The 18,360-nt window shown below is 37.9% G+C and carries 20 protein-coding genes; 9 read left to right on the top strand and 11 right to left on the bottom strand.

What is annotated here, in order from left to right:
• The first annotated feature begins 291 nt into the window (after window positions 1-291).
• The gene (locus tag H6F45_RS11330) at window positions 292-1,212 is read left to right on the top strand and encodes a ribonuclease D (RefSeq protein WP_096565343.1); all 921 of its coding nucleotides are present in this window, start codon (window positions 292-294) and stop codon (window positions 1,210-1,212) included.
• 267 nt (window positions 1,213-1,479) lie between these two features.
• Window positions 1,480-2,322, top strand: coding sequence for a tetratricopeptide repeat protein (locus H6F45_RS11325; RefSeq protein ID WP_190347223.1), 843 nt, complete (start codon window positions 1,480-1,482; stop codon window positions 2,320-2,322).
• 70 nt (window positions 2,323-2,392) lie between these two features.
• Here the strand turns inward: H6F45_RS11325 and H6F45_RS11320 are convergent, their stop codons facing one another.
• The 3 genes from H6F45_RS11320 to H6F45_RS11310 form a co-directional block, all read right to left on the bottom strand.
• Window positions 2,393-4,048 (bottom strand): VC_2705 family sodium/solute symporter, encoded by a 1,656-nt coding sequence (locus H6F45_RS11320; protein ID WP_190347222.1) that lies wholly within the window; start codon window positions 4,046-4,048, stop codon window positions 2,393-2,395.
• A gap of 19 nt (window positions 4,049-4,067) precedes the next feature.
• Entirely contained in the window at window positions 4,068-4,322 is a 255-nt protein-coding gene (locus H6F45_RS11315; protein ID WP_096565347.1) for a DUF4212 domain-containing protein, read from the bottom strand.
• Window positions 4,323-4,765: 443 nt separating this feature from the next.
• Window positions 4,766-5,047 (bottom strand): hypothetical protein, encoded by a 282-nt coding sequence (locus tag H6F45_RS11310; protein ID WP_190347221.1) that lies wholly within the window; start codon window positions 5,045-5,047, stop codon window positions 4,766-4,768.
• Between the two features lie 39 nt (window positions 5,048-5,086).
• On the opposite strand from H6F45_RS11310, the gene H6F45_RS11305 reads away from it, so the two are divergent.
• On the top strand, window positions 5,087-5,317 hold the full coding sequence (locus H6F45_RS11305) for a hypothetical protein (RefSeq protein WP_137666989.1): 231 nt from the start codon (window positions 5,087-5,089) through the stop codon (window positions 5,315-5,317).
• A 5-nt stretch (window positions 5,318-5,322) separates the two neighbouring features.
• Here H6F45_RS11305 and H6F45_RS11300 read toward each other — a convergent pair whose 3' ends face one another.
• Both H6F45_RS11300 and H6F45_RS11295 read right to left on the bottom strand, forming a co-directional pair.
• On the bottom strand, window positions 5,323-5,982 hold the full coding sequence (locus H6F45_RS11300) for a LapA family protein (protein WP_190347220.1): 660 nt from the start codon (window positions 5,980-5,982) through the stop codon (window positions 5,323-5,325).
• A gap of 94 nt (window positions 5,983-6,076) precedes the next feature.
• Window positions 6,077-6,697: a flavin prenyltransferase UbiX gene (locus H6F45_RS11295; protein ID WP_096565351.1), complete on the bottom strand. Its 621-nt coding sequence runs from the start codon at window positions 6,695-6,697 to the stop codon at window positions 6,077-6,079.
• Here H6F45_RS11295 and H6F45_RS11290 point away from each other — a divergent pair.
• Complete coding sequence (locus H6F45_RS11290; RefSeq protein ID WP_190347219.1) at window positions 6,676-6,867, top strand: hypothetical protein; 192 nt, start codon at window positions 6,676-6,678, stop codon at window positions 6,865-6,867. The two genes, H6F45_RS11295 and H6F45_RS11290, sit on opposite strands and share 22 nt — an antisense overlap.
• Window positions 6,868-6,924: 57 nt before the next feature.
• Here the strand turns inward: H6F45_RS11290 and H6F45_RS11285 are convergent, their stop codons facing one another.
• Window positions 6,925-9,279, bottom strand: a complete 2,355-nt coding sequence (locus H6F45_RS11285; protein WP_096565353.1) for a ribonuclease R family protein — start codon at window positions 9,277-9,279, stop codon at window positions 6,925-6,927.
• 966 nt (window positions 9,280-10,245) lie between these two features.
• On the opposite strand from H6F45_RS11285, the gene H6F45_RS27010 reads away from it, so the two are divergent.
• Both H6F45_RS27010 and H6F45_RS11280 read left to right on the top strand, forming a co-directional pair.
• The gene (locus tag H6F45_RS27010; RefSeq protein WP_277876977.1) at window positions 10,246-10,368 is read left to right on the top strand and encodes a hypothetical protein; all 123 of its coding nucleotides are present in this window, start codon (window positions 10,246-10,248) and stop codon (window positions 10,366-10,368) included.
• 76 nt (window positions 10,369-10,444) lie between these two features.
• The gene (locus H6F45_RS11280) at window positions 10,445-11,266 is read left to right on the top strand and encodes a hypothetical protein (RefSeq protein ID WP_190347233.1); all 822 of its coding nucleotides are present in this window, start codon (window positions 10,445-10,447) and stop codon (window positions 11,264-11,266) included.
• Here H6F45_RS11280 and H6F45_RS11275 read toward each other — a convergent pair.
• From H6F45_RS11275 to H6F45_RS11265, 3 genes are all read right to left on the bottom strand, one after another.
• Window positions 11,210-11,365, bottom strand: coding sequence for a hypothetical protein (locus H6F45_RS11275; RefSeq protein ID WP_190347218.1), 156 nt, complete (start codon window positions 11,363-11,365; stop codon window positions 11,210-11,212). The two genes, H6F45_RS11280 and H6F45_RS11275, sit on opposite strands and share 57 nt — an antisense overlap.
• A 236-nt stretch (window positions 11,366-11,601) precedes the next feature.
• On the bottom strand, window positions 11,602-12,207 hold the full coding sequence (gene clpP / locus H6F45_RS11270) for an ATP-dependent Clp endopeptidase proteolytic subunit ClpP (protein WP_096565355.1): 606 nt from the start codon (window positions 12,205-12,207) through the stop codon (window positions 11,602-11,604).
• Between the two features lie 514 nt (window positions 12,208-12,721).
• On the bottom strand, window positions 12,722-13,024 hold the full coding sequence (locus H6F45_RS11265) for a hypothetical protein (protein ID WP_190347217.1): 303 nt from the start codon (window positions 13,022-13,024) through the stop codon (window positions 12,722-12,724).
• A 100-nt stretch (window positions 13,025-13,124) separates the two neighbouring features.
• On the opposite strand from H6F45_RS11265, the gene H6F45_RS11260 reads away from it, so the two are divergent.
• Window positions 13,125-15,182, top strand: a complete 2,058-nt coding sequence (locus H6F45_RS11260; RefSeq protein ID WP_190347216.1) for a thioredoxin domain-containing protein — start codon at window positions 13,125-13,127, stop codon at window positions 15,180-15,182.
• A gap of 261 nt (window positions 15,183-15,443) precedes the next feature.
• Here H6F45_RS11260 and H6F45_RS11255 read toward each other — a convergent pair whose 3' ends face one another.
• The gene (locus tag H6F45_RS11255) at window positions 15,444-15,965 is read right to left on the bottom strand and encodes a DUF29 family protein (RefSeq protein WP_137667677.1); all 522 of its coding nucleotides are present in this window, start codon (window positions 15,963-15,965) and stop codon (window positions 15,444-15,446) included.
• A gap of 180 nt (window positions 15,966-16,145) precedes the next feature.
• Complete coding sequence (locus tag H6F45_RS11250; protein WP_137667678.1) at window positions 16,146-16,502, bottom strand: tetratricopeptide repeat protein; 357 nt, start codon at window positions 16,500-16,502, stop codon at window positions 16,146-16,148.
• A 203-nt stretch (window positions 16,503-16,705) separates the two neighbouring features.
• On the opposite strand from H6F45_RS11250, the gene H6F45_RS11245 reads away from it, so the two are divergent.
• Both H6F45_RS11245 and H6F45_RS11240 read left to right on the top strand, forming a co-directional pair.
• Window positions 16,706-17,293 carry a molybdenum cofactor guanylyltransferase gene (locus H6F45_RS11245; protein WP_190347215.1) on the top strand — a complete coding sequence of 196 codons (588 nt, stop codon included), beginning with the start codon at window positions 16,706-16,708 and terminating at the stop codon, window positions 17,291-17,293.
• 93 nt (window positions 17,294-17,386) lie between these two features.
• Window positions 17,387-18,307: an ABC transporter substrate-binding protein gene (locus H6F45_RS11240; RefSeq protein WP_236104068.1), complete on the top strand. Its 921-nt coding sequence runs from the start codon at window positions 17,387-17,389 to the stop codon at window positions 18,305-18,307.
• The last annotated feature ends 53 nt before the right edge of the window (window positions 18,308-18,360 follow it).

The raw sequence follows: 18,360 nt of genomic DNA, 5'->3' as shown, positions 1-18,360 counted from the left end.
AATTATCGGGCAGTAAGTAAGGGCAAAATGTCAGCATTCAGCCGTCAGCCAGAAACTGAAAAGTATCAGTAATAGGCTATAATCTACTCTCATGAACACTGATGTAAGTTAACAAAACTATGCATCTTTTTACTAACTCAGTCTTACTCAAGACAAAAGCTGTTAGCGTAGCGTGGCGTAGTCATTTACTGATTACTGATAGCTGAATACTTACGGCAAAATTAGTCACAAAATGTTAATTTATAAAATTATAACTAATTATAACTAAGTTAAACTGCTCTATATCTACCAATGCCTTATCTTACTACTGCTGCGGAAATCCGTTCTCAAATTGCTAAATACACCAAATCTAAAACTCTTTGGATAGATACAGAAGTGGCTGATTATAAAAGTCGTAATCCTCGATTATCCCTGATTCAAATATTGGATCATCCTCAAGATATGACTGGTGACAGTGTTTATATTTTGGATGTTTTAAATAAGTCTGATGTGATTGCTGCTTTTATTGAGCAAATCATGATGAATGAATCTATTGAAAAGGTTTTTCACAATGCAAGTTATGACTTGAAACTTTTAGGCAATAAAAAAGCCAAAAATATCACTTGTACTTTAGAAATGGCTAAGTCCATACCATATCATATTCTACCATTGCCTAATTATCAACTGAAAACTTTAGGTAATGTGTTGTGTAATTTTTATGGTATTGATAAACAGGAACAAGGTAGCGATTGGGGTATAAGACCTTTAAGCGATGAGCAATTAGAATATGCTTATTTTGATTGTATTTATCTGGCTCAAGTACATTCAAAATTATTAGCTTTACAGTCTCAAGTTATTACAAAACCAGAAACGGAAGATTTATCTGTACTTTCCCAAAAATATACAGAAGTGGAACAGCAAAAAAAACTGATTAATTCTGAATTTGATTATTTACAAGAAAGATTAAAAAAAGCGATGCAAATTCAAAATGTATCCGAAACTGAATATTATCAACTCAGTGGTTATGAACGGAAATCTGTTAAGGTGAAATTTACGGAGTTGGTGAGATTAGTAGAAAATGAAGATATTGATTTGGATTTTACCATTACTTTAACTGAGAAATTACAAAAAGAATTAGGCAGAAATTTAGAACAATTAGATGTAGATATTGAAAAAACTTCTGTTTGGCGGTTAATTACTAAATCTCAGGAAGAAGATGTTAAAAATGATTAATGGAATGCAAAAGCCAGAATTTATTATATTTTGAACTCACAGAACCCTGACTTATTTAATAAGTCGGGGTTTTAATTATTTATATTTACGTAAATGTATCTTAATCAACATTTTATAAAAGCTGAAATAGAATTATTTATACATTAAATTTTCCAATTACTGGTTAAATTTTGAAAAAGTAATTCATGGAATCTATTAGTTTCTTTTAGTTTCTATTAGATTTTGGTAACAATTTTTTCCGGGTATGCAAGTGATTGATAAGAACTTATGAAATGGCAGTTATTGACATATAATAGACAAGTGCTAGGTAGAATATTAAAAATAACAGTGATTACTGTTTTCAGTGGAATTTTATGCGTTTCTTGCAATCAAAATCAGGATGTTTTAGTAACAGAAATAGGGGTTAGTCCTCCGAACCGACTGACATCTAGAACATCCAAAGCAGGAGAGTTTTATATTCAGGGACAAAATCAGCACGCTAAAGGTAATTCTGAAGCGGCTATTGCTGCTTATAGTCGTTCAATTAGTCTTAATTCTCAATATGCACCTGCGTTTAAAAGTCGGGGTTTAGCATATTTTGATATTGGTAATAAAGAAGGTGCGATCTCTGATTATAATCAAGCATTACGTCTTAATCCTAATGATGCAGAAACCTATAATAATCGTGGTAATGCTTTTGCATCTTTGGGAGATCAGCAAGCAGCTATTTCTGATTATAATGAAGCGATTCGTTTAGCTCCAAATTATGCCGAAGCTTTCAATAATCGCGGTAATGCCCGTGCAGCCATAGGTGATAGAAATGGGGCAATAGAAGATTATACTGAAGCAATTAGAATAGATGAAAATTATTCTGTTGCCTATAATAACCGCGGAAATGCTTACGCTGCCCTGGGAGATCCACAAAAAGCGATCGCAGATTACAATCAAGCCATTCGTTTAAATCCTAATTTTGGTCCTGGGTTTAATAACCGAGGAAATGCTTTTGCTGCTGCTGGAGATAAACGCAGTGCATTACAAGATTTACAACGGGCAGCAGCTATTTTTGATCGAGAAGGTAACAAAGAATTGTATCAACAAGTAATGAAAAATATTGAAGATTTGGGAAGGTAAAAAGAATAGGAGTCAGGAGATCAAGGAGTCAGGAGTTAGAAGAAAGATAAATATTCCCAGTCCCCAATTACTATTCTTCAAAACTAGGAGTGCGTAAATCTTCCACTAAAGCTTGAATATCTTCAGGAGGTGGAGGAGTAAAACGGGAAACTATCAAGGTGACAATAAAATTAATGACCATTCCTAAAGTGCCGATCCCTTCAGCAGAAACGCCAAAAAACCAAGGTGTCATTCCGGCAAACTTCACACCAATAATATAGATGATTGTGAAAATTAAACCACTCAACATTCCCGCAATAGCACCTTGAGAATTTGTCCGCTTATCAAAAATTCCTAACACTATTACCGGAAAGAAACTAGCAGCAGCTAAACCAAAAGCAAAAGCTACCACCTGAGACACAAAACCAGGAGGGTTAACACCAAAATAACCCGCCAAAACTAAGGACAAACCAACAACAACCCGCCCTACAAATACCCGTTTTTCTTCCGATGCTGTTTCATCAAAAATACGATAATAAAGATCATGGGCGACAGAACTGGAAATCACCAATAATAAACCGGAAGCTGTGGATAATGCAGCAGCTAAACCACCCGCAGCAACTAAAGCTATCACCCAAGCTGGTAAGTTAGCAACTTCAGGAGTTGAGAGAACAATAATATCATTGTCAATGGTAATTTCGTTAGTTTGTTTATTCGGTGTTAACTGCAATTTTCCATCTTGGTTTTTATCTTCAAACGTCAACAGTTTAGTTTTTTCCCACTTATTTACCCAGTCTAATTTTCTCACTTCCTCAATTTTTTGATCATTAAAAGTCTGGATCAAATTGTACCTGGCAAACATGGATAAAGCGGGGGCAGTGGTGTATAGAATCGCAATAAATAATAAAGCCCAACCTGCGGAAAATCTCGCCGCCCGTACATTTGGAACAGTGTAAAAACGGACAATAATATGGGGTAACCCAGCAGTTCCCACCATCAAAGCAATAGTGATGAATAGGACATCTAACATAGTTTTATTAGCAAAAGGTTGGGTATATTCTTTAAACCCTAAATCCACCTGAAGTTGATTTAAATTATTAGCAACATCACTAAAAGTAAATGCTAATTGGGGAAAAGGATTTCCTGTAAGTTTATTTGCAATAGCAATGGCAGGAATTAAATAAGCTAAAATCAAAATGCAATATTGGGCAACTTGTGTCCAAGTAATACCTTTCATTCCTCCCAAAACTGCAAAAAAACCAACGATCACAATACCGATCATGACACCAGTATTGATATCAACTTGCAAAAAGCGACTAAATACAATTCCTACCCCGCGCATTTGTCCGGCAACATAGGTTAAAGAAACGAAAATTGCCGCCACAACTGCAACTAAACGAGCGAGATTTGATTTATAGCGATCGCCTACAAAATCTGGTACTGTATATTTACCAAACTTCCGCAAATATGGGGCTAATAATAAAGCTAATAAAACATAGCCACCAGTCCAACCCATCAAATAAATTGAACCATCATAACCCAGGGAAGAAATTAATCCAGCCATCGAAATAAACGAAGCCGCAGACATCCAATCTGCTGCGGTTGCTGCACCATTAGCAATAGAAGGAATACCCTGTCCAGCTACAAAAAAATCCTTGGTATTTTCTACTCTTGACTGCCAACCAATGTAAATGTAAAGAACAAAAGAAAGTCCTACTAAAATAATCGTCCAAAGTTCAACTGACACCGTTTATCCTCGCTTTGTTTTATTTTTTGATATTATATTTTCGGTCTAATTTATCCATTTGGAAAGCGTAGGTAAAAATCAAAACTACAAAAATCAAAATTGATCCTTGTTGTGCCATCCAAAAACCAAAAGGAACACCAAAAAACTTGATTGTGTTTAATGGTTGAACTAATAAAATGCTGAAAACTATGGAAGCTAAAGCCCAAATAATTAACAGATTTCTGATTAAATCAGTGTTAGCACGCCAATAAGCACGGCGTTGTTCTTCATCCATTGTTGTTATCCTGGTTGAATCATAGATAATTTCAATAGCCGTTATTATCTAACAAGAATCCAATTTTTCATGTTAATTTTTTTGAATTTTTGTAAATTATCTTTTGTAAATAAACTTCCGCAAAGTTGATTAACCATACTATGTACATATAGGAATCTGATTTGATATCTGAAATTATCTATGTAGGCAGGCAAGAGGCAAAAGGGTTTTAGAGAATTTAAGTGTACGGAGTTTTTTTCAAAAATCAAATATTATTCCTATAGTAAAATACAATTATTTCTAAATTTTTATTTCATCCTACATTCCGCAGAAGCGTAGAGTTAAAAAATAATTATCCCCAAAAGCCTTTATTGGTAATGATTTTCAGGATTTTAGTTAAAATGAACCATTATTCCCAAACTTGAAGAAAGTAAAACTGTTCAAACGCATATAAGATGTCATTTTTAACAAACTAAAATTGATAATGTCTCCCTTTGTTGATCAATATCATCAATAATAAAATCATATACTTGTCTATCAAATTGTTTCAAATTTTCAATATTATCGCCGCCAAGTTGGCAATAAAATTTATATTCATAAGTTGTCAGATATAAATTTTCGTCAAAACTAACTATAATTAAATCGTCTTTTTCAACATTTCCATTAGTTATAATAAAATCATTGTCAACAATTCCCAAATGTTCGTCTTTTATAAACCAGCTTTTCTCAACTGAGTTAGCTTTCATCAATCAGCAAATGTAATAAATATGCCTAATATGCAAACTATGACTCGAATTCGAGACATTGTACACACAGCTTTAACTACTGGCTATTTAACTTTGGCAGCAGAAAATCAACTTAGGGAACTTTTAACTACCCGATATGACAGTGAGGATTTTAATGCCTTTATGGCTTTGCAAGAAGCAGCAATGATGGGTCAAATAAAACAGGAGTCAAGAGAATCAAGAAAGCAGTTTAGCTTAAAGCAGACCGAATCACAAATTTCTGTGTCATAAACTTACTAGCGAGGACGTTCATTATTATCATCAAAATCTTCCTCTTCATCTTCAAAAAAACCCCAATCATCATCACTTTGATCAGTAGTTGGGGGTTGATAAGGAGGGATAATTACTCGGTAATCAGCATCATAAATTGATTCGGTTTTTCCTACACCAGTATTTTTCGGTGATTGAGAACTGTAGGAGTAAACAGAATCAGACTGAGATACATTTTTCCGAGCTTGCTGATTTGGGTAGGGTTTCGGGCTTGGTGTCTCGGCTGGTTCTGCAAAATCCCAATCATCAGCTTGATTAGGATCTGTTTCCCAATCATCAAATTCATTACTGGTAGTGTAATCGGTTTCTGTAACTGGCCTGCGTGGGCTACTGGGAGATGGTATAGTTTCTTCCCTGGGATTTGTCTTAACACGCGGTGCTGTTCTCGTTGACCTAGATGAAGATGCTTTTTCAGTAAAATAAGTAGTAAATTTAAACAAGGTGGTAATTAAAAAAGATGTTACACCACCAGCAGCAATGCTAAATAAAATCCATAAAGCCAGTGGTAATGGTTGAGTTCGCATCCCCAAAAATACTAAGGGGAGGGCAGGAGAAAAATTTTGAACTAACAATAGTGTTAGTCCCCCCAGCACCACTACCAACAAAATTACACGAATTCCAGCCATTTTTGTTATTAGTTATTAGTCATTAGTCATTAGTCATTAGTCATTAGTCATTTTTATCCAATCACCAGTCCCCAGTCCCCAGTCCCCAGTCCCCTTAAATATGACCTTCCCAGCGTTGAATGGGAATACAATCAATATCTAGTTGATCTAAAGCACGGGCTACGACAAAATCAACTAAATCTTCAACTGTTTGGGGGTTGTGATACCAGGCGGGAATGGCGGGAACAACTCTCACTCCTGTTTCTGCTAAGGTGGTTAAGTTCCGCAGGTGAATCAGGCTAAAAGGCGTTTCTCTGGGAACAATCACCAGTTTACGCCCTTCTTTGATCTGTACATCTGCTGCCCGTTCTAGTAAGTCTGAACTTAAACCCACTGCTAGTTTAGCTACTGTACTCATGCTACAGGGGATAATGATCATCCCCAAAGTTTTGAACGAACCACTAGCAATACCAGCACCAACATCACTCCAAGGATGACAGCGTAGTTGACCAGATAGGGTTACTCCGGCTTGAGTTCGCCAAAATTGCTCTTGTGCTTGGGGATCTGCTGGCATTCGGATATTTTGCTCTGCTTGCCAAACCATGTAAGTTGATTTAGATGCAACCAGTTCAATTTTATACTCAGCTTCTAAAAGAAATTTAAGAGCGCGAATGGCGTAAATCAGTCCGGATGCACCTGATACGCCTAAAATAAGTGGTTTACTGTTATTGGACACGAAAATACCCAGAAAATTTACCTAAGAAGAATTTAGAAGTCAGGAGTCAGGAGTCAGGAGTCAGAATGAATTCTGTGCAACTGGTGGATGAATCGGGGTTTAAAGCCCCCAGATTTATCCGTGAAGAAAAGAAAAAATTTTCGCGAGGTGTTACCCCTGACTATGTCTAGGGCACGTCTACGACGAACAGGCATGGGGTATTCTGACCGCTGAATTCTGACTTCTCTTCATTCATCTTCACTATAGGGATCTAAATCAAAAGATTTGATGTGATTTGGTAAGTAAATATCTGTGCCATCTTCATTAGCAACACTTACTCCTGAACCTTTGACCATACCATCAGCGCCAACTGTGACTAAATCAATTTGTTGACGGTAGTAGTCTACACTTTTGACTTGTACGGAGACGCGATCGCCTAATCTATAGGAAGCGCGATTTTTCCGCCCAAATAGTGCTTGTTGTCTAGCCCGATATTCATACCAATCATCTTTTAGTGAACTGACGTGTACTAATCCTTCTACCCGCAAAGGTGTACTTAGTTGAGAGCCGATTTCTGACTCTGTAGCTGGGACTTCGATTTCTACAAAGAAACCGTAGGATTGAACGCCTGTAATTACACCGGGAAAAACTTGACCGATGCGCTGTTTCATCAGTTGGGCCTTTTGTAGTCCAGCTAAATCGGCTTCAGCTTCTTGAACTTCTTTTTCTCGGTCATTAATCTGGACAAGGACTCTATTTAAATCGCTTTGTAGTTCTTGTTGTAGTTCTGGTGGGAGAACGTTCCAGTTAATTTCCAAATGAGAAGAAGAGTGACGCAGGTTAACACGCTCTTTAACACGGGTGTTGCGGCGATCGCGCCCATATTCCAATAAGGCATGATATACCCTTTGCATGAGTAAATCTGGGTAACGCCGCAAGGGTGAGCTTATGTGAAGATACTGTGGCAGTGCTAAACCAAAGTGAGATCCTTTGGTGGTGCTGTACATAGCAGGTTTGAGAGTATCTTGCAGCAGGTAGGTAAGAACTTGCTCAGATGGTGATTCAGCGAAAATACCGGTTAATTGCTGATAATCTAGGGGTTGAATTTCCAATTCTGGATCAAGTGTTAATTCCACACCTAAATTAATTGCCAGTTTCAGCATTTCCTGGACATCTTCAGGATCAGGTGTACCTTGAACTCGCCAAATAGCAGGAACTCCCAAGGCGCTGAGTTGATCTGCCATTAGTTCATTTACCATCAGTACAAACTCTGTGATGAGCGATCGCACTGATGAGTCATGAGGTACTACCGCCCCCATATTACCTTCATCATGATAAGGATTTTGGCTAGGTGGTAGATTCAACTGCAAGCTACCGCGAGATAAGCGAGCTTGTTTGACTGTTGTCGCCAAAGTTGCCAAATCACGTAATATCTCTGTACTTTCAACAGATGCTTTTGTTGATTCACCATTGAGTATTGCTTCCCCTTGCTCTTTGCTTACAGCCGTATCAACATTAATCACACTCGGTTGAATTTCCCACTCAATCACTTCTCCCAGTTGGGGATCAATGGTGATGACAAAGGAGAGTGCGAGGCGATCGCTGTCCGGTATCAATGAACAACGTTCCCCTACCGCATCAGGTAACATCGGCAAAATTAAATCTCCGAGATACACTGACCTGCCCCGCTTGAGTGCTTCTCTATCTAATATCTCGTCAGCCTGAATAAAGTGAGATAAATCAGTAATATGAACAATTAACCGCCAGGGTTGACTGGGGTTTTTCTCTAAGCTAAAAGCATTTTCTACTACTCTATCGTCACCGTTTACCCCTTCTATCGTCAGAGTAAACAAATTCCGTAAATCTACGCGATCTTTTAAATCTGCTTTCAGCAGCTTTTTAGGTAATTTCGCGGCTGCATCCAAGACATTTTCTGTAAAAGTCCGAGATAAATCGTGTTTGCACGTTACCAAGTCTATATCAGCAGCGGCTTCAGCATCGCTACCCAGAATTTGTACCACCCGCCCCAGGGGTGGATATTGAGCTAAGGGATAACGCAAGACTTCCACATGAGCTAAGTGGTCGATAGCTGCGTCTAAGTTAATGCCATTGGTGAGCAGTTTCAATTCAAACAGCAAACGATCATCCAAAGGTACAGCACGGAAACCCCCTTCTACTTGCTTAATCCGTGCTAGTAAAGTGTGATTAGAACGCTCCAGAATCAACTTTACCTCACCTTCAGGAGAACGGCGACGACTACCTTCTTTTAGAACTCTCACCAAAACGCGATCGCCATTCCAGGCATTACTGAGATGGCTTTCCCGGATATAAATATCCTCCGAGCCTTCCACATCCTGAATTGCAAAACAAAACCCCTTACTAGAACAGCGGAGTTTCGCTTCAATCAGCCCCTCTTCTGATACACGACGATACTTACCCCGATCTTTGACTAACAGTCCAATTTTTTCCAGCACCTCCAAAGCAATGTGAAGTTTTTCCAAACTATCTTCATCTTCACAACCCAGTTTTTTTTCCAAAACCTTCCGAGCTACCAATTTATCATCAGTAAAATTGGCAAGAAGTGTAGCGATTGAAAATTCCATGCAGTGAACCGACCTTTGGTCAAAACATCATTTTTCGTGTAATCTGGTTCTTCCGCTTTACTAAACTTACTCAAATCTACCTAAAGACTTGCAGTTAGCTTCCTGCTTTACTTAAGAGTGACGGCACTTACTTAATCCACAGGCTTTTGGTTTGGACAAAGCTTGCCCTACCTTAGAATTTTAGGATTTTCCGGCTTGGTTATCGCCTAAAAGGTATTTTAGATGAACTAATTTACCTTTTTCAAAACCTTGTTTACTTAAATTTGAGCAAATTTAAGTATATTTAGGTAAAATTTTGAGTTCAGTTGTTAGCTCTGTATCTCCTCACAGCCAACAGACACTCGTTGCCAACGAATTACCCTAGAGTGGTCTCTCGTAGATAAGACAAGGCAGCACAAGTTCCTTTCAGAGCGAGGCTCTGCTCGGAATTCTCACTGCACGACCAGAATTCACTTGGGTTCAACCTTCTTCACCTAACCAATCTTACACAGCACTCCTGATACTCGATTTCCACCTGATAATTACGCAATGGAATTTTGAGAGATTTGGTTTAGAGAACTCTTCAATTTCCACTAGCTGATACAAAAGGCAAGTAACAGATGTTTGATTGTCTAGATTTCAACAGGTACTACCATGAGAATCTGAGTTTTAACTAGGAGACACAGCCGATTAACCTAATTTTCCCCTCTGTAGAATCGGTAACAATCAGGTAAGCAGCTGAACAAGCAATGAGGGCGAACCTTATCTTTATTATTGTAGATTTAGAGCGCACTTCCAGAAAATACTTCTAGATATCTAGTTGGGTGATTAGTATAGCATTGAAAGGAAGACACCTGATTCAGTCAGCAGTAACTAAAATTTTCTGCGAATTATGCACAAATTAGTTGCTGCTACAATCTTGACTGATGATCATAGCGCAAAAAGTCGTAGGGGCGAAGTAGGGGCGAAGCATTCGGAAAATAACCTGTGATAAAAATTAATAATTGTTCGCCCGAATCCTTCGCCCGTACAGGAGGCAGGAGGCAGAAGTTCAAGGAGTCAGGCGTATGGCTTCGCCACGCTTCGCTATCAGGACGTATTACCAAGTAGTTAAATATCTATATAAAATCAAACAAATCTACAAAGTACAAATAAAGTAAAACAGATTGAGATGGGTGGAAATATGATGTTGGCTCAGTTCCAGAGATTGTATCCTAACGGAAGTATTATTTCTGAATTAGTAGAGATTTTTCAAGGTAAATATATCGTCCGAGTCAGTCTACAAATTGAAGGTGTCACCCGTGCCACTGCTATGGCGGGATCAGACACTGTGGAAGCTGCTGAAGACCAAGCTAGAAATCGGGCGCTGATGGTTTTGGGAATCACAAATACAACCAGGGAAAATGCTGCTGTTTCTGTTTCCCCAGAACCTGTTTCCCCTGTAACCGTGAATCCTTCCCCAAAAACTACCACAGTTTTCAATGAATCTGTCCCTAGCACTGGTGATGTTGCCAGGGGTCAATGGTCACTGGCTAACAACACTAAAAACGATACCTACAACCAAACTTTAGATCAAACTTTAGATCAAACTTTAGATCAAACTTTAGATCAAAGTTTTTCTGAAACTACTCCCACAGAAGAAAAAGTTCATACCTCAGCGCCTAACCTGAATCTAGTATCTAATCCCGAACCTGAACTTCAACCTTTACCAGAAATTCCTCCTAGTAATGTCACCCCATTTACTCCACGTAGTTATTCTTCTGTTGAAGATACTGGTTTGCGCTTAGGGATAGGCAAAACCAAGAGAAAAAGCGAACCAGTTAATTTATCTGATGTCATTGCCCAAACCGATGTCCAAATAGAACGCTTGGGCTGGACTAAAGAACAGGGAAGAGAACATCTCAAGAAAACCTACGGTAAACTGGGGCGTTCTTTACTGAGTGAGGAAGAGTTACTCGATTTTCTCAACTACCTCAAAGCTCAACCTGATCCTATAGCTGGATTTTAAAAGGAGGGGACTGGGGACTGGGGACTGGGGACTGGGGACTGGGGACTGGGGGAAATTAATTAGGGTTTGCTGAATAAACCTAAAACCTTGATATATCAAAGGTTAGAGGCTGATAAACAGAAAAAAAGTGCAAGGGTTTTGAAGGGTATACCGGAAAAAGTGTGCATTTTTTGGGATTTCAAGAGATGGCAAAGAAATTTTCAAATCTTCTCCTGACTCCTGACTCCTGACTCCTGACTCCTATGCCCTCACGGAAAGACTTTCTCAGCAACCCCTAATTATTTGTATTTTCCCAATCACCAATCAGCAATCAGCAATCACCAATCACCAATCACCTACACTACAACCATTGGACGGCTACCGGCGGAGTGACGGTCAATCACTTGGTCGATTAAGCCGTATTCTTTGGCTTCTTCTGGAGACATGAAAAAGTCGCGTTCTGTATCTTCGGCAATACGTTCAAAAGGCTGACCAGTGTGTTCGGCTAAATACTCATTCAGCTTGCGCTTGTGGTATAAAATTTCCCGTGCCTGAATTTCAATATCAGTCGCTTGACCTTGAGCGCCGCCTAAAGGTTGGTGAATCATAATCCGTGAATGAGGTAAACTCATCCTTTTACCTTTAGTACCTGCACTTAATAGGAAAGCGCCCATACTCGCCGCTAGTCCGGTACAAATGGTACAGACATCGGGGCGGATATTTTTCATGGTGTCAAAAATGCCCATCCCCGCCGTCACTGAACCACCAGGAGAGTTGATATACATATAAATGTCTTTCTCCGGGTCTTCAGAATCTAAAAACAACAATTGGGCAACTATCAGGTTAGCCAGACTGCTGTCCACCTGTTGTCCCAAAAAAATGATCCGCTCACGTAACAGCCGTGAGTAGATATCAAAGGCGCGTTCGCCTCGACCCGATTGTTCAATAACGATAGGAATCATTGAGCGTATTTGTATCTATTTGCTATTTATTCTATCTATGAGAGAGGCTGATTGTGTTGATTGTCAAATTTGGATATCTCGACAATAACAGATAAATTTTTGATCTCCTAATCATCTGCTCTGAGCAAACAGATTTTTCAATAGCAATACTCTAGAATCAAATATCTCATCGCCAAAATTTTTTTTAACAGGCACTTTTAGCGACTGATAGCAGTCTCAAGAATTGTGGCGATGTCAAAAGCGGGAGAATTCAAAAGTTCATCATCATTAACAGATGATTAACTTACATTCTGACACTAGCTGTCTGCGTGCCTATTTATTGACCTATAACTTTAGCTTGCCTTGTGTTGGCGAATCTATATTATTTGGTCGAAATTCTTTTTCAGGTATTAGTAACTTTTTTCACAATTTTTAACCTGAACCTGGTTAATTTTCCGGACATATTTTGCAAATCCGGTAAATCGGGACTATCTGGTGTATTTAGATTAACCAATCTAAATTTAAATGCTATTTTTCAAGAGAGGAGTGCTATGCTAGAAAGACTTATGCAAGCTGCTTTAATCACTTTTTTGCTGCACCTAATCGCAGCACTAAACCCCAGTACCCAAATTCCTCGCAAGTCTGTATCACCTGTATCGGAAATTCCAGCCCCTGTTCTCGGTTCAACTATTCGTTTTTCCAAATAAAAGGTGATTGGTGATTGGTGATTGGTGACTGGGTAAAAATAACTAATAAATAATAAATAATAACTAATGACTAAAAAGTAATAAGCTGATAAACCTTTAATTTGCACAACCAATGCGGGCAGGATGCCCACCCCACAAGAGTTTCAATTTTAGATAATATGCAAGTTAAATGTCCAACAGCTTAACTTTAAAAACGCTAGACTGGTCAGAAAATGGTGGAAAACTATTATCATGACTAATCGACTAGCTGACACAAAAAGTCTTTATCTCCGCAAACACACTGAAAACCCGATTGACTGGTGGCCTTGGTGTGATGAAGCATTGGAAACTGCAAGGGCGCAAAATAAACCGATTTTTCTTTCTATTGGTTACTCTAGTTGTCACTGGTGTACGGTGATGGAAGGTGAGGCGTTTTCTGATTTGGCGATCGCCCAATATATGAATGCCAATTTTCTCCCCATCAAGGTAGACAGAGAAGAAAGACCCGACCTTGATAGCATCTATATGCAAAGTTTACAAATGATGACTGGTCAAGGGGGTTGGCCTCTTAATGCTTTTCTCTCTCCTGATGATTTAGTCCCTTTTTACGCGGGTACTTATTTTCCTGTTGATCCCCGTTATGGTCGTCCGGGTTTTTTGCAGGTTTTACAAGCTTTACGCAATTACTACGATACTGAAAAAGAGGAGTTACGTCAAAGAAAAGCTTTAATTCTCGAAGCTTTGCTGACATCTGCGGTGTTACAAAATGATGGCAGTCAGGAAGTAGCTGATCAAGAATTATTACAAATAGGTTGGGAAGTTTGCACGGGGATCATTTCTCCTAAGCAGGTTGGTAATAGTTTTCCGATGATCCCCTATGGTGAGTTGGTTTTGCGGGGTTCTCGGTTTAATGATCAATCTCGGTATGATGGATTACAAGTTTCTACTCAACGGGGTTTAGATTTAGCTTTGGGGGGTATTTATGATCATGTTGCTGGTGGTTTTCATCGCTACACTGTTGATCCTACTTGGACTGTCCCCCACTTTGAAAAGATGCTTTACGATAATGGTCAGATTGTAGAATATCTGGCTGATTTGTGGAGTGCGGGAATTGAAGAACCGGCTTTTAAACGAGCGGTGGCTGGAACTGTAAAATGGTTACAACGGGAAATGACAGCACTTAGCGGTTATTTTTATGCTGCTCAAGATGCGGATAGTTTCACTAACCCCATAGATACAGAACCGGAGGAAGGTGCTTTTTATGTCTGGAGTTATCAGGAATTACAACAACTGTTAACAACTGAAGAATTAACGGAATTAGAACAACAGTTTACTGTTAGTGTTAATGGCAATTTTGAAGGGAAAAATGTTTTACAAAGGTTACATCCCGGTGAACTGAGTGAAACTTTAGAAGTTGCTTTGAGTAAGTTGTTTACTGTGCGTTATGGTGCAACTCCTGATGCACTAGCAACTTTTCCCCCAGCGCGAGATAATCAGGAAGCGAAAATCACTAACTGGCCTGGTCGCATTCCTGCGGTGACTGATACTAAGATGATTGTAGCTTGGAATAGTTTGATGATCTCCGGTTTAGCTAGAGCAGGGGAGGTTTTTCAAGAACCTAGTTATTTGGAGTTAGCAATAAAAGCGGCTAAGTTTATTTTAGATCATCAATTTGTGGATGGACGTTTTCACCGACTTAATTATGAGGGTGAAGCGACGGTATTAGCTCAATCTGAAGATTATGCTTTGTTTATTAAAGCATTGTTGGATTTACAGCAAGCGGATTTAGAAAATGCTGATTGGTTGGAAAAAGCGATCGCTCTCCAAGATGAGTTTAATGATTTTCTTTGGAGTGTAGAATTAGGTGGTTACTTTAACACATCTAGCGATAATAGTCAAGATTTAATTATCAGGGAGCGGAGTTTTGCGGATAATGCTACACCCTCAGCTAATGGGGTGGCGATCGCCAATTTAGTCAGGTTATCTTTACTTACTGATAACTTACATTATCTTGATTTAGCTGAATCAGGATTAAAAGCCTTTAAAGGTGTAATGAATGAATCTCCTCAAGGTTGTGCTAGTTTATTTACTGCTTTAGATTGGTATCGGAATTGTACATTGATTCGTAGTACCACTGAGCAGATTAAGTCATTAATGCCTAAATATCTACCCACTACCGCTTTTTCAGTTGTATTAGATTTACCAGATGGAAGTGTGGGTTTAGTGTGTCAAGGGTTGAAATGTCTTCCCGCACCAGGGAGTTTAGAGGAGTTGTTGTTACAGGTGCAAAGAAGTCAGAATAGAGGGTGAGGTGACAGGTAACAGGTGACAGGTGACAGGTGACAGTAAGAAGGGAATAGGGAATAGGGAGGAAGATTTTAGATTTTAGATTTTAGATTGGAGTTAAGAAAAACAATCCAAAATCCAAAATCCAAAATCCAAAATCCAAAATCCAAAATTAATAACTCCTGACTCCTGTACGGGCGAAGCATTCGGGTGATCAATTCTCGATTTTTCCCCAATATTGTTGTCCGAATGCTTCGCCCCTACGACTCCTGACTCCTGCGGTATTTACCTTTTTCCTATTTTCCAATCTTCACCACCAGGTAACTGAGTTAAAGTTTCTGCAACCATAGCAGGTAATTCTTTAGGTGAATAGGAATAAGTTAAATTGAGGAATTGTAAAGCAGTTGCAATTAACTGTTTTCTATCTATAATTTCTCCTAGTTGGAATTGGTTATAAATACCATTCATCACTTCCAAACTAGCATCAGCGATCGCATCTTCAATCACCTCTTCCTCCATAAAACTTTCCCATTCATCTTGATTGATGTAATAGGATTTCTTATTATCTTTAATATTGATCTTTTTAATTTCTCGGATAGCATTACGAATAGATGCAGACCAAGAATTTGTTAAACGCTGTTCGATTTGATTTTTAATTAAATGAATTAACAAAATCCTTACATACGACTGGATATTGCCCAAAATAGCTTGTTTACTCATTCCTTCTAACTCGTCCACAATTGCCAAAGCATCTGCGTAACGTCCTTGTAAAATACTATTTCTGAGGTCTATTAATTCTTGGGTCATATTTGTTAACCTCTCATCTAGCTATGTTTTATATTTTAACATAAAGGTGATACATCATTAGTCAGCAGTCACAAGTTTCAACAAATCAAGAGATATTTAATCAGAGATGTGACTGCAAAATAAAGTCATTCCCACACAGAGTATGGGAATGAGAATATTAGAAAGAAGTAAATATTAACATTAACGCAACTGTGATAACAAATTTTTCATTTGAGGAGTAGATAGAAATTTCTGAGCATCAGTAATCATACTTTGACCCCAAAAATGCTTTTTCATCCAGTGAAAATCAGCAAATTTTCTATCTAACTTTAATGCTGTTTCTGCTAACTTATAAGCCTGTTGTTGTTCTCCTTTACCATATAAAGCTACAGCTAAAGCTAAGGTGGCCTCAGCAGATTTATTGTTAATTTTAATCGCTTGTTGCCATTGTTGAATCGCTGTTTCTTTGTCTCCTTGTTCATATTTAATGAACCCTATATTATTGATAGCTGCTAAGTTGTTGACATCTATAGCAACTGCTTGATTATAATCAGACATAGCGGTGATATAATTTCCTAGTGGATAATAAATAATACATCTTTTAATGTCAGAATCCGCAAAATATGGCTCTATTTTGATACCTGTTCATAGAAAATGTACATTTTACTGAACCTTATTTAAGGTATCAATAAATATATTGATATAAATTTAACACTTATTAATACTTGATGATTAGACGTATCAATAAAGATTTTGTTCCTATGACTACATTAAGCGCCATAGTTCTTGCAGGTGGTAAAAGTTCGAGGATGGGAAAGGATAAAGCTTTGATTCCTATTCAGGGAATACCCTTATTACAAAAAGTTGGCAATGTCGCTAAAAGTTGCACGGATACTATATATATAGTTACACCTTGGCCAGAAAGATATCAACACTTACCGTTACCAGAATGTGAATTTATACAAGAAAACCCCCATAACACACAAGGACCTTTAGTGGGTTTTGTAAAAGGTTTAGAGAAAGTAAACACAGAATGGGTGTTATTATTAGCTTGCGATTTACCAAATTTGCAAGTTGAAGTGTTGCAAGATTGGGTGAAAAGATTAGATAATATAAAAGGAGAAAATATTGCTTGTTTGGTAAAAAATACCCAATGTTGGGAACCGCTTTGTGGTTTTTATCGCAGTTCTTGTTTACCTCTAATTTTAGATTTTATCAATCAAGGAGGACGATCTTTTCAACAGTTTCTAAAATTACATCCTGTGGAAACTTTACCTTTGTTAAAATCGGATATGTTATTTAATTGTAATACTCCTGAAGATTTAGATGAAGTGACAGGTGACAGGTGATAGGTGACAGGTAACAGAGGTAAAAACCTTGTTTGTTGCTAGAAGTTGCTATAATTTGAAAAAATAAAATTGCCGATTCCCAAAAAATAAGAAATGAGAAATCAAAACAATATTATGCGTCATAAATCATTTTTAGTATCAATTTTTTTAAGTTTGTTTTTGTTGTCTTGTGCTACAGAAACCAGCCAAACACAAGCAGTAAAACCAGAAATTACACCAGATATTACCATTGCACAAAAATCACCTAACACATCTGTGAAAAGAGTGGTTGCGCTTTCTTCGCTGTCTGCTGATATTATTGCTGAACTAGATCAAACAAAATTAGTAGGAATTGTTGGTAGTAAGTTATTAAAAGATGATCCTCGATTTAAAGATATTCCTCAAGTTAGTCAAGGACAAAATGCACCAAACTTAGAAAAGATTGTAGCATTAAAACCAGATTTAGTAATTGGTGTAGCAGGTTTTTCTGATGTACCATTACAAAAACTGCAACAGCTAGGAATAAAAACTTTATCCACAAAAGTATATAGCTGGGAAGCTTTGGAAGAACTCACTAAAAATATTGCAGAGAAAATAGGTGCAGATCCCCAACCTTTATTAAATAGATATCAAACTTTTTTACCGGAAAAGAAAAATCAAAAAAATCAGAATCTTTCGACTTTAGTTTTAGTAAGTCGTCAACCAATTTTAGCACCAAATAAAAACAGTTGGGCAGGTGATATAGTTTCTCTGTTTGGTGCGAAAAATGTCGCCGCAGAATTACAAGGTAATAGCCCTATTGGTGGTTATGTAACACTTTCAGCCGAAAAAGTTTTAGCAGCAAATCCTGATGTTTTAATTGTGGTTAGTGCTGAAGCAACTTTGTTAGATTCTTTGAAAAAAGAGCCGTTTTGGCAGAAATTAAAAGCTACTCAAAATAATCAAGTTTATGTTTTTGATTATTACGGAATGGTGAATCCTGGCAGTATAGCTGCAATTGAAAAATCTGCTCAGGAATTAAAGAAAATCTTTTGAGTTGTATTTAACAGGAGTCGTAGGGGCGAAGCATTCGGAAAATAACCTGTGAT

Origin of the sequence: Sphaerospermopsis sp. FACHB-1194, assembly GCF_014696235.1 — a bacterium.
Classification (GTDB): domain Bacteria; phylum Cyanobacteriota; class Cyanobacteriia; order Cyanobacteriales; family Nostocaceae; genus Sphaerospermopsis; species Sphaerospermopsis kisseleviana.
This window is presented reverse-complemented; position numbering and strand designations above follow the sequence as displayed.

Coding starts and splice junctions, on each gene's coding strand:
- H6F45_RS11310 (WP_190347221.1), bottom strand. CDS start 5,047: ATGAAAGCTAACTCAGTTGAGAAAAGCTGGTTTATAAAAGACGAACAT.
- H6F45_RS11285 (WP_096565353.1), bottom strand. CDS start 9,279: ATGGAATTTTCAATCGCTACACTTCTTGCCAATTTTACTGATGATAAA.
- H6F45_RS11305 (WP_137666989.1), top strand. CDS start 5,087: ATGACTCGAATTCGAGACATTGTACACACAGCTTTAACTACTGGCTAT.
- H6F45_RS11240 (WP_236104068.1), top strand. CDS start 17,387: ATGAGAAATCAAAACAATATTATGCGTCATAAATCATTTTTAGTATCA.
- H6F45_RS11250 (WP_137667678.1), bottom strand. CDS start 16,502: ATGTCTGATTATAATCAAGCAGTTGCTATAGATGTCAACAACTTAGCA.
- H6F45_RS11260 (WP_190347216.1), top strand. CDS start 13,125: ATGACTAATCGACTAGCTGACACAAAAAGTCTTTATCTCCGCAAACAC.
- H6F45_RS11315 (WP_096565347.1), bottom strand. CDS start 4,322: ATGGATGAAGAACAACGCCGTGCTTATTGGCGTGCTAACACTGATTTA.
- H6F45_RS11325 (WP_190347223.1), top strand. CDS start 1,480: ATGAAATGGCAGTTATTGACATATAATAGACAAGTGCTAGGTAGAATA.
- H6F45_RS11255 (WP_137667677.1), bottom strand. CDS start 15,965: ATGACCCAAGAATTAATAGACCTCAGAAATAGTATTTTACAAGGACGT.
- H6F45_RS11330 (WP_096565343.1), top strand. CDS start 292: ATGCCTTATCTTACTACTGCTGCGGAAATCCGTTCTCAAATTGCTAAA.
- H6F45_RS11280 (WP_190347233.1), top strand. CDS start 10,445: ATGTTGGCTCAGTTCCAGAGATTGTATCCTAACGGAAGTATTATTTCT.
- clpP (WP_096565355.1), bottom strand. CDS start 12,207: ATGATTCCTATCGTTATTGAACAATCGGGTCGAGGCGAACGCGCCTTT.
- H6F45_RS11300 (WP_190347220.1), bottom strand. CDS start 5,982: ATGGCTGGAATTCGTGTAATTTTGTTGGTAGTGGTGCTGGGGGGACTA.
- H6F45_RS11245 (WP_190347215.1), top strand. CDS start 16,706: ATGACTACATTAAGCGCCATAGTTCTTGCAGGTGGTAAAAGTTCGAGG.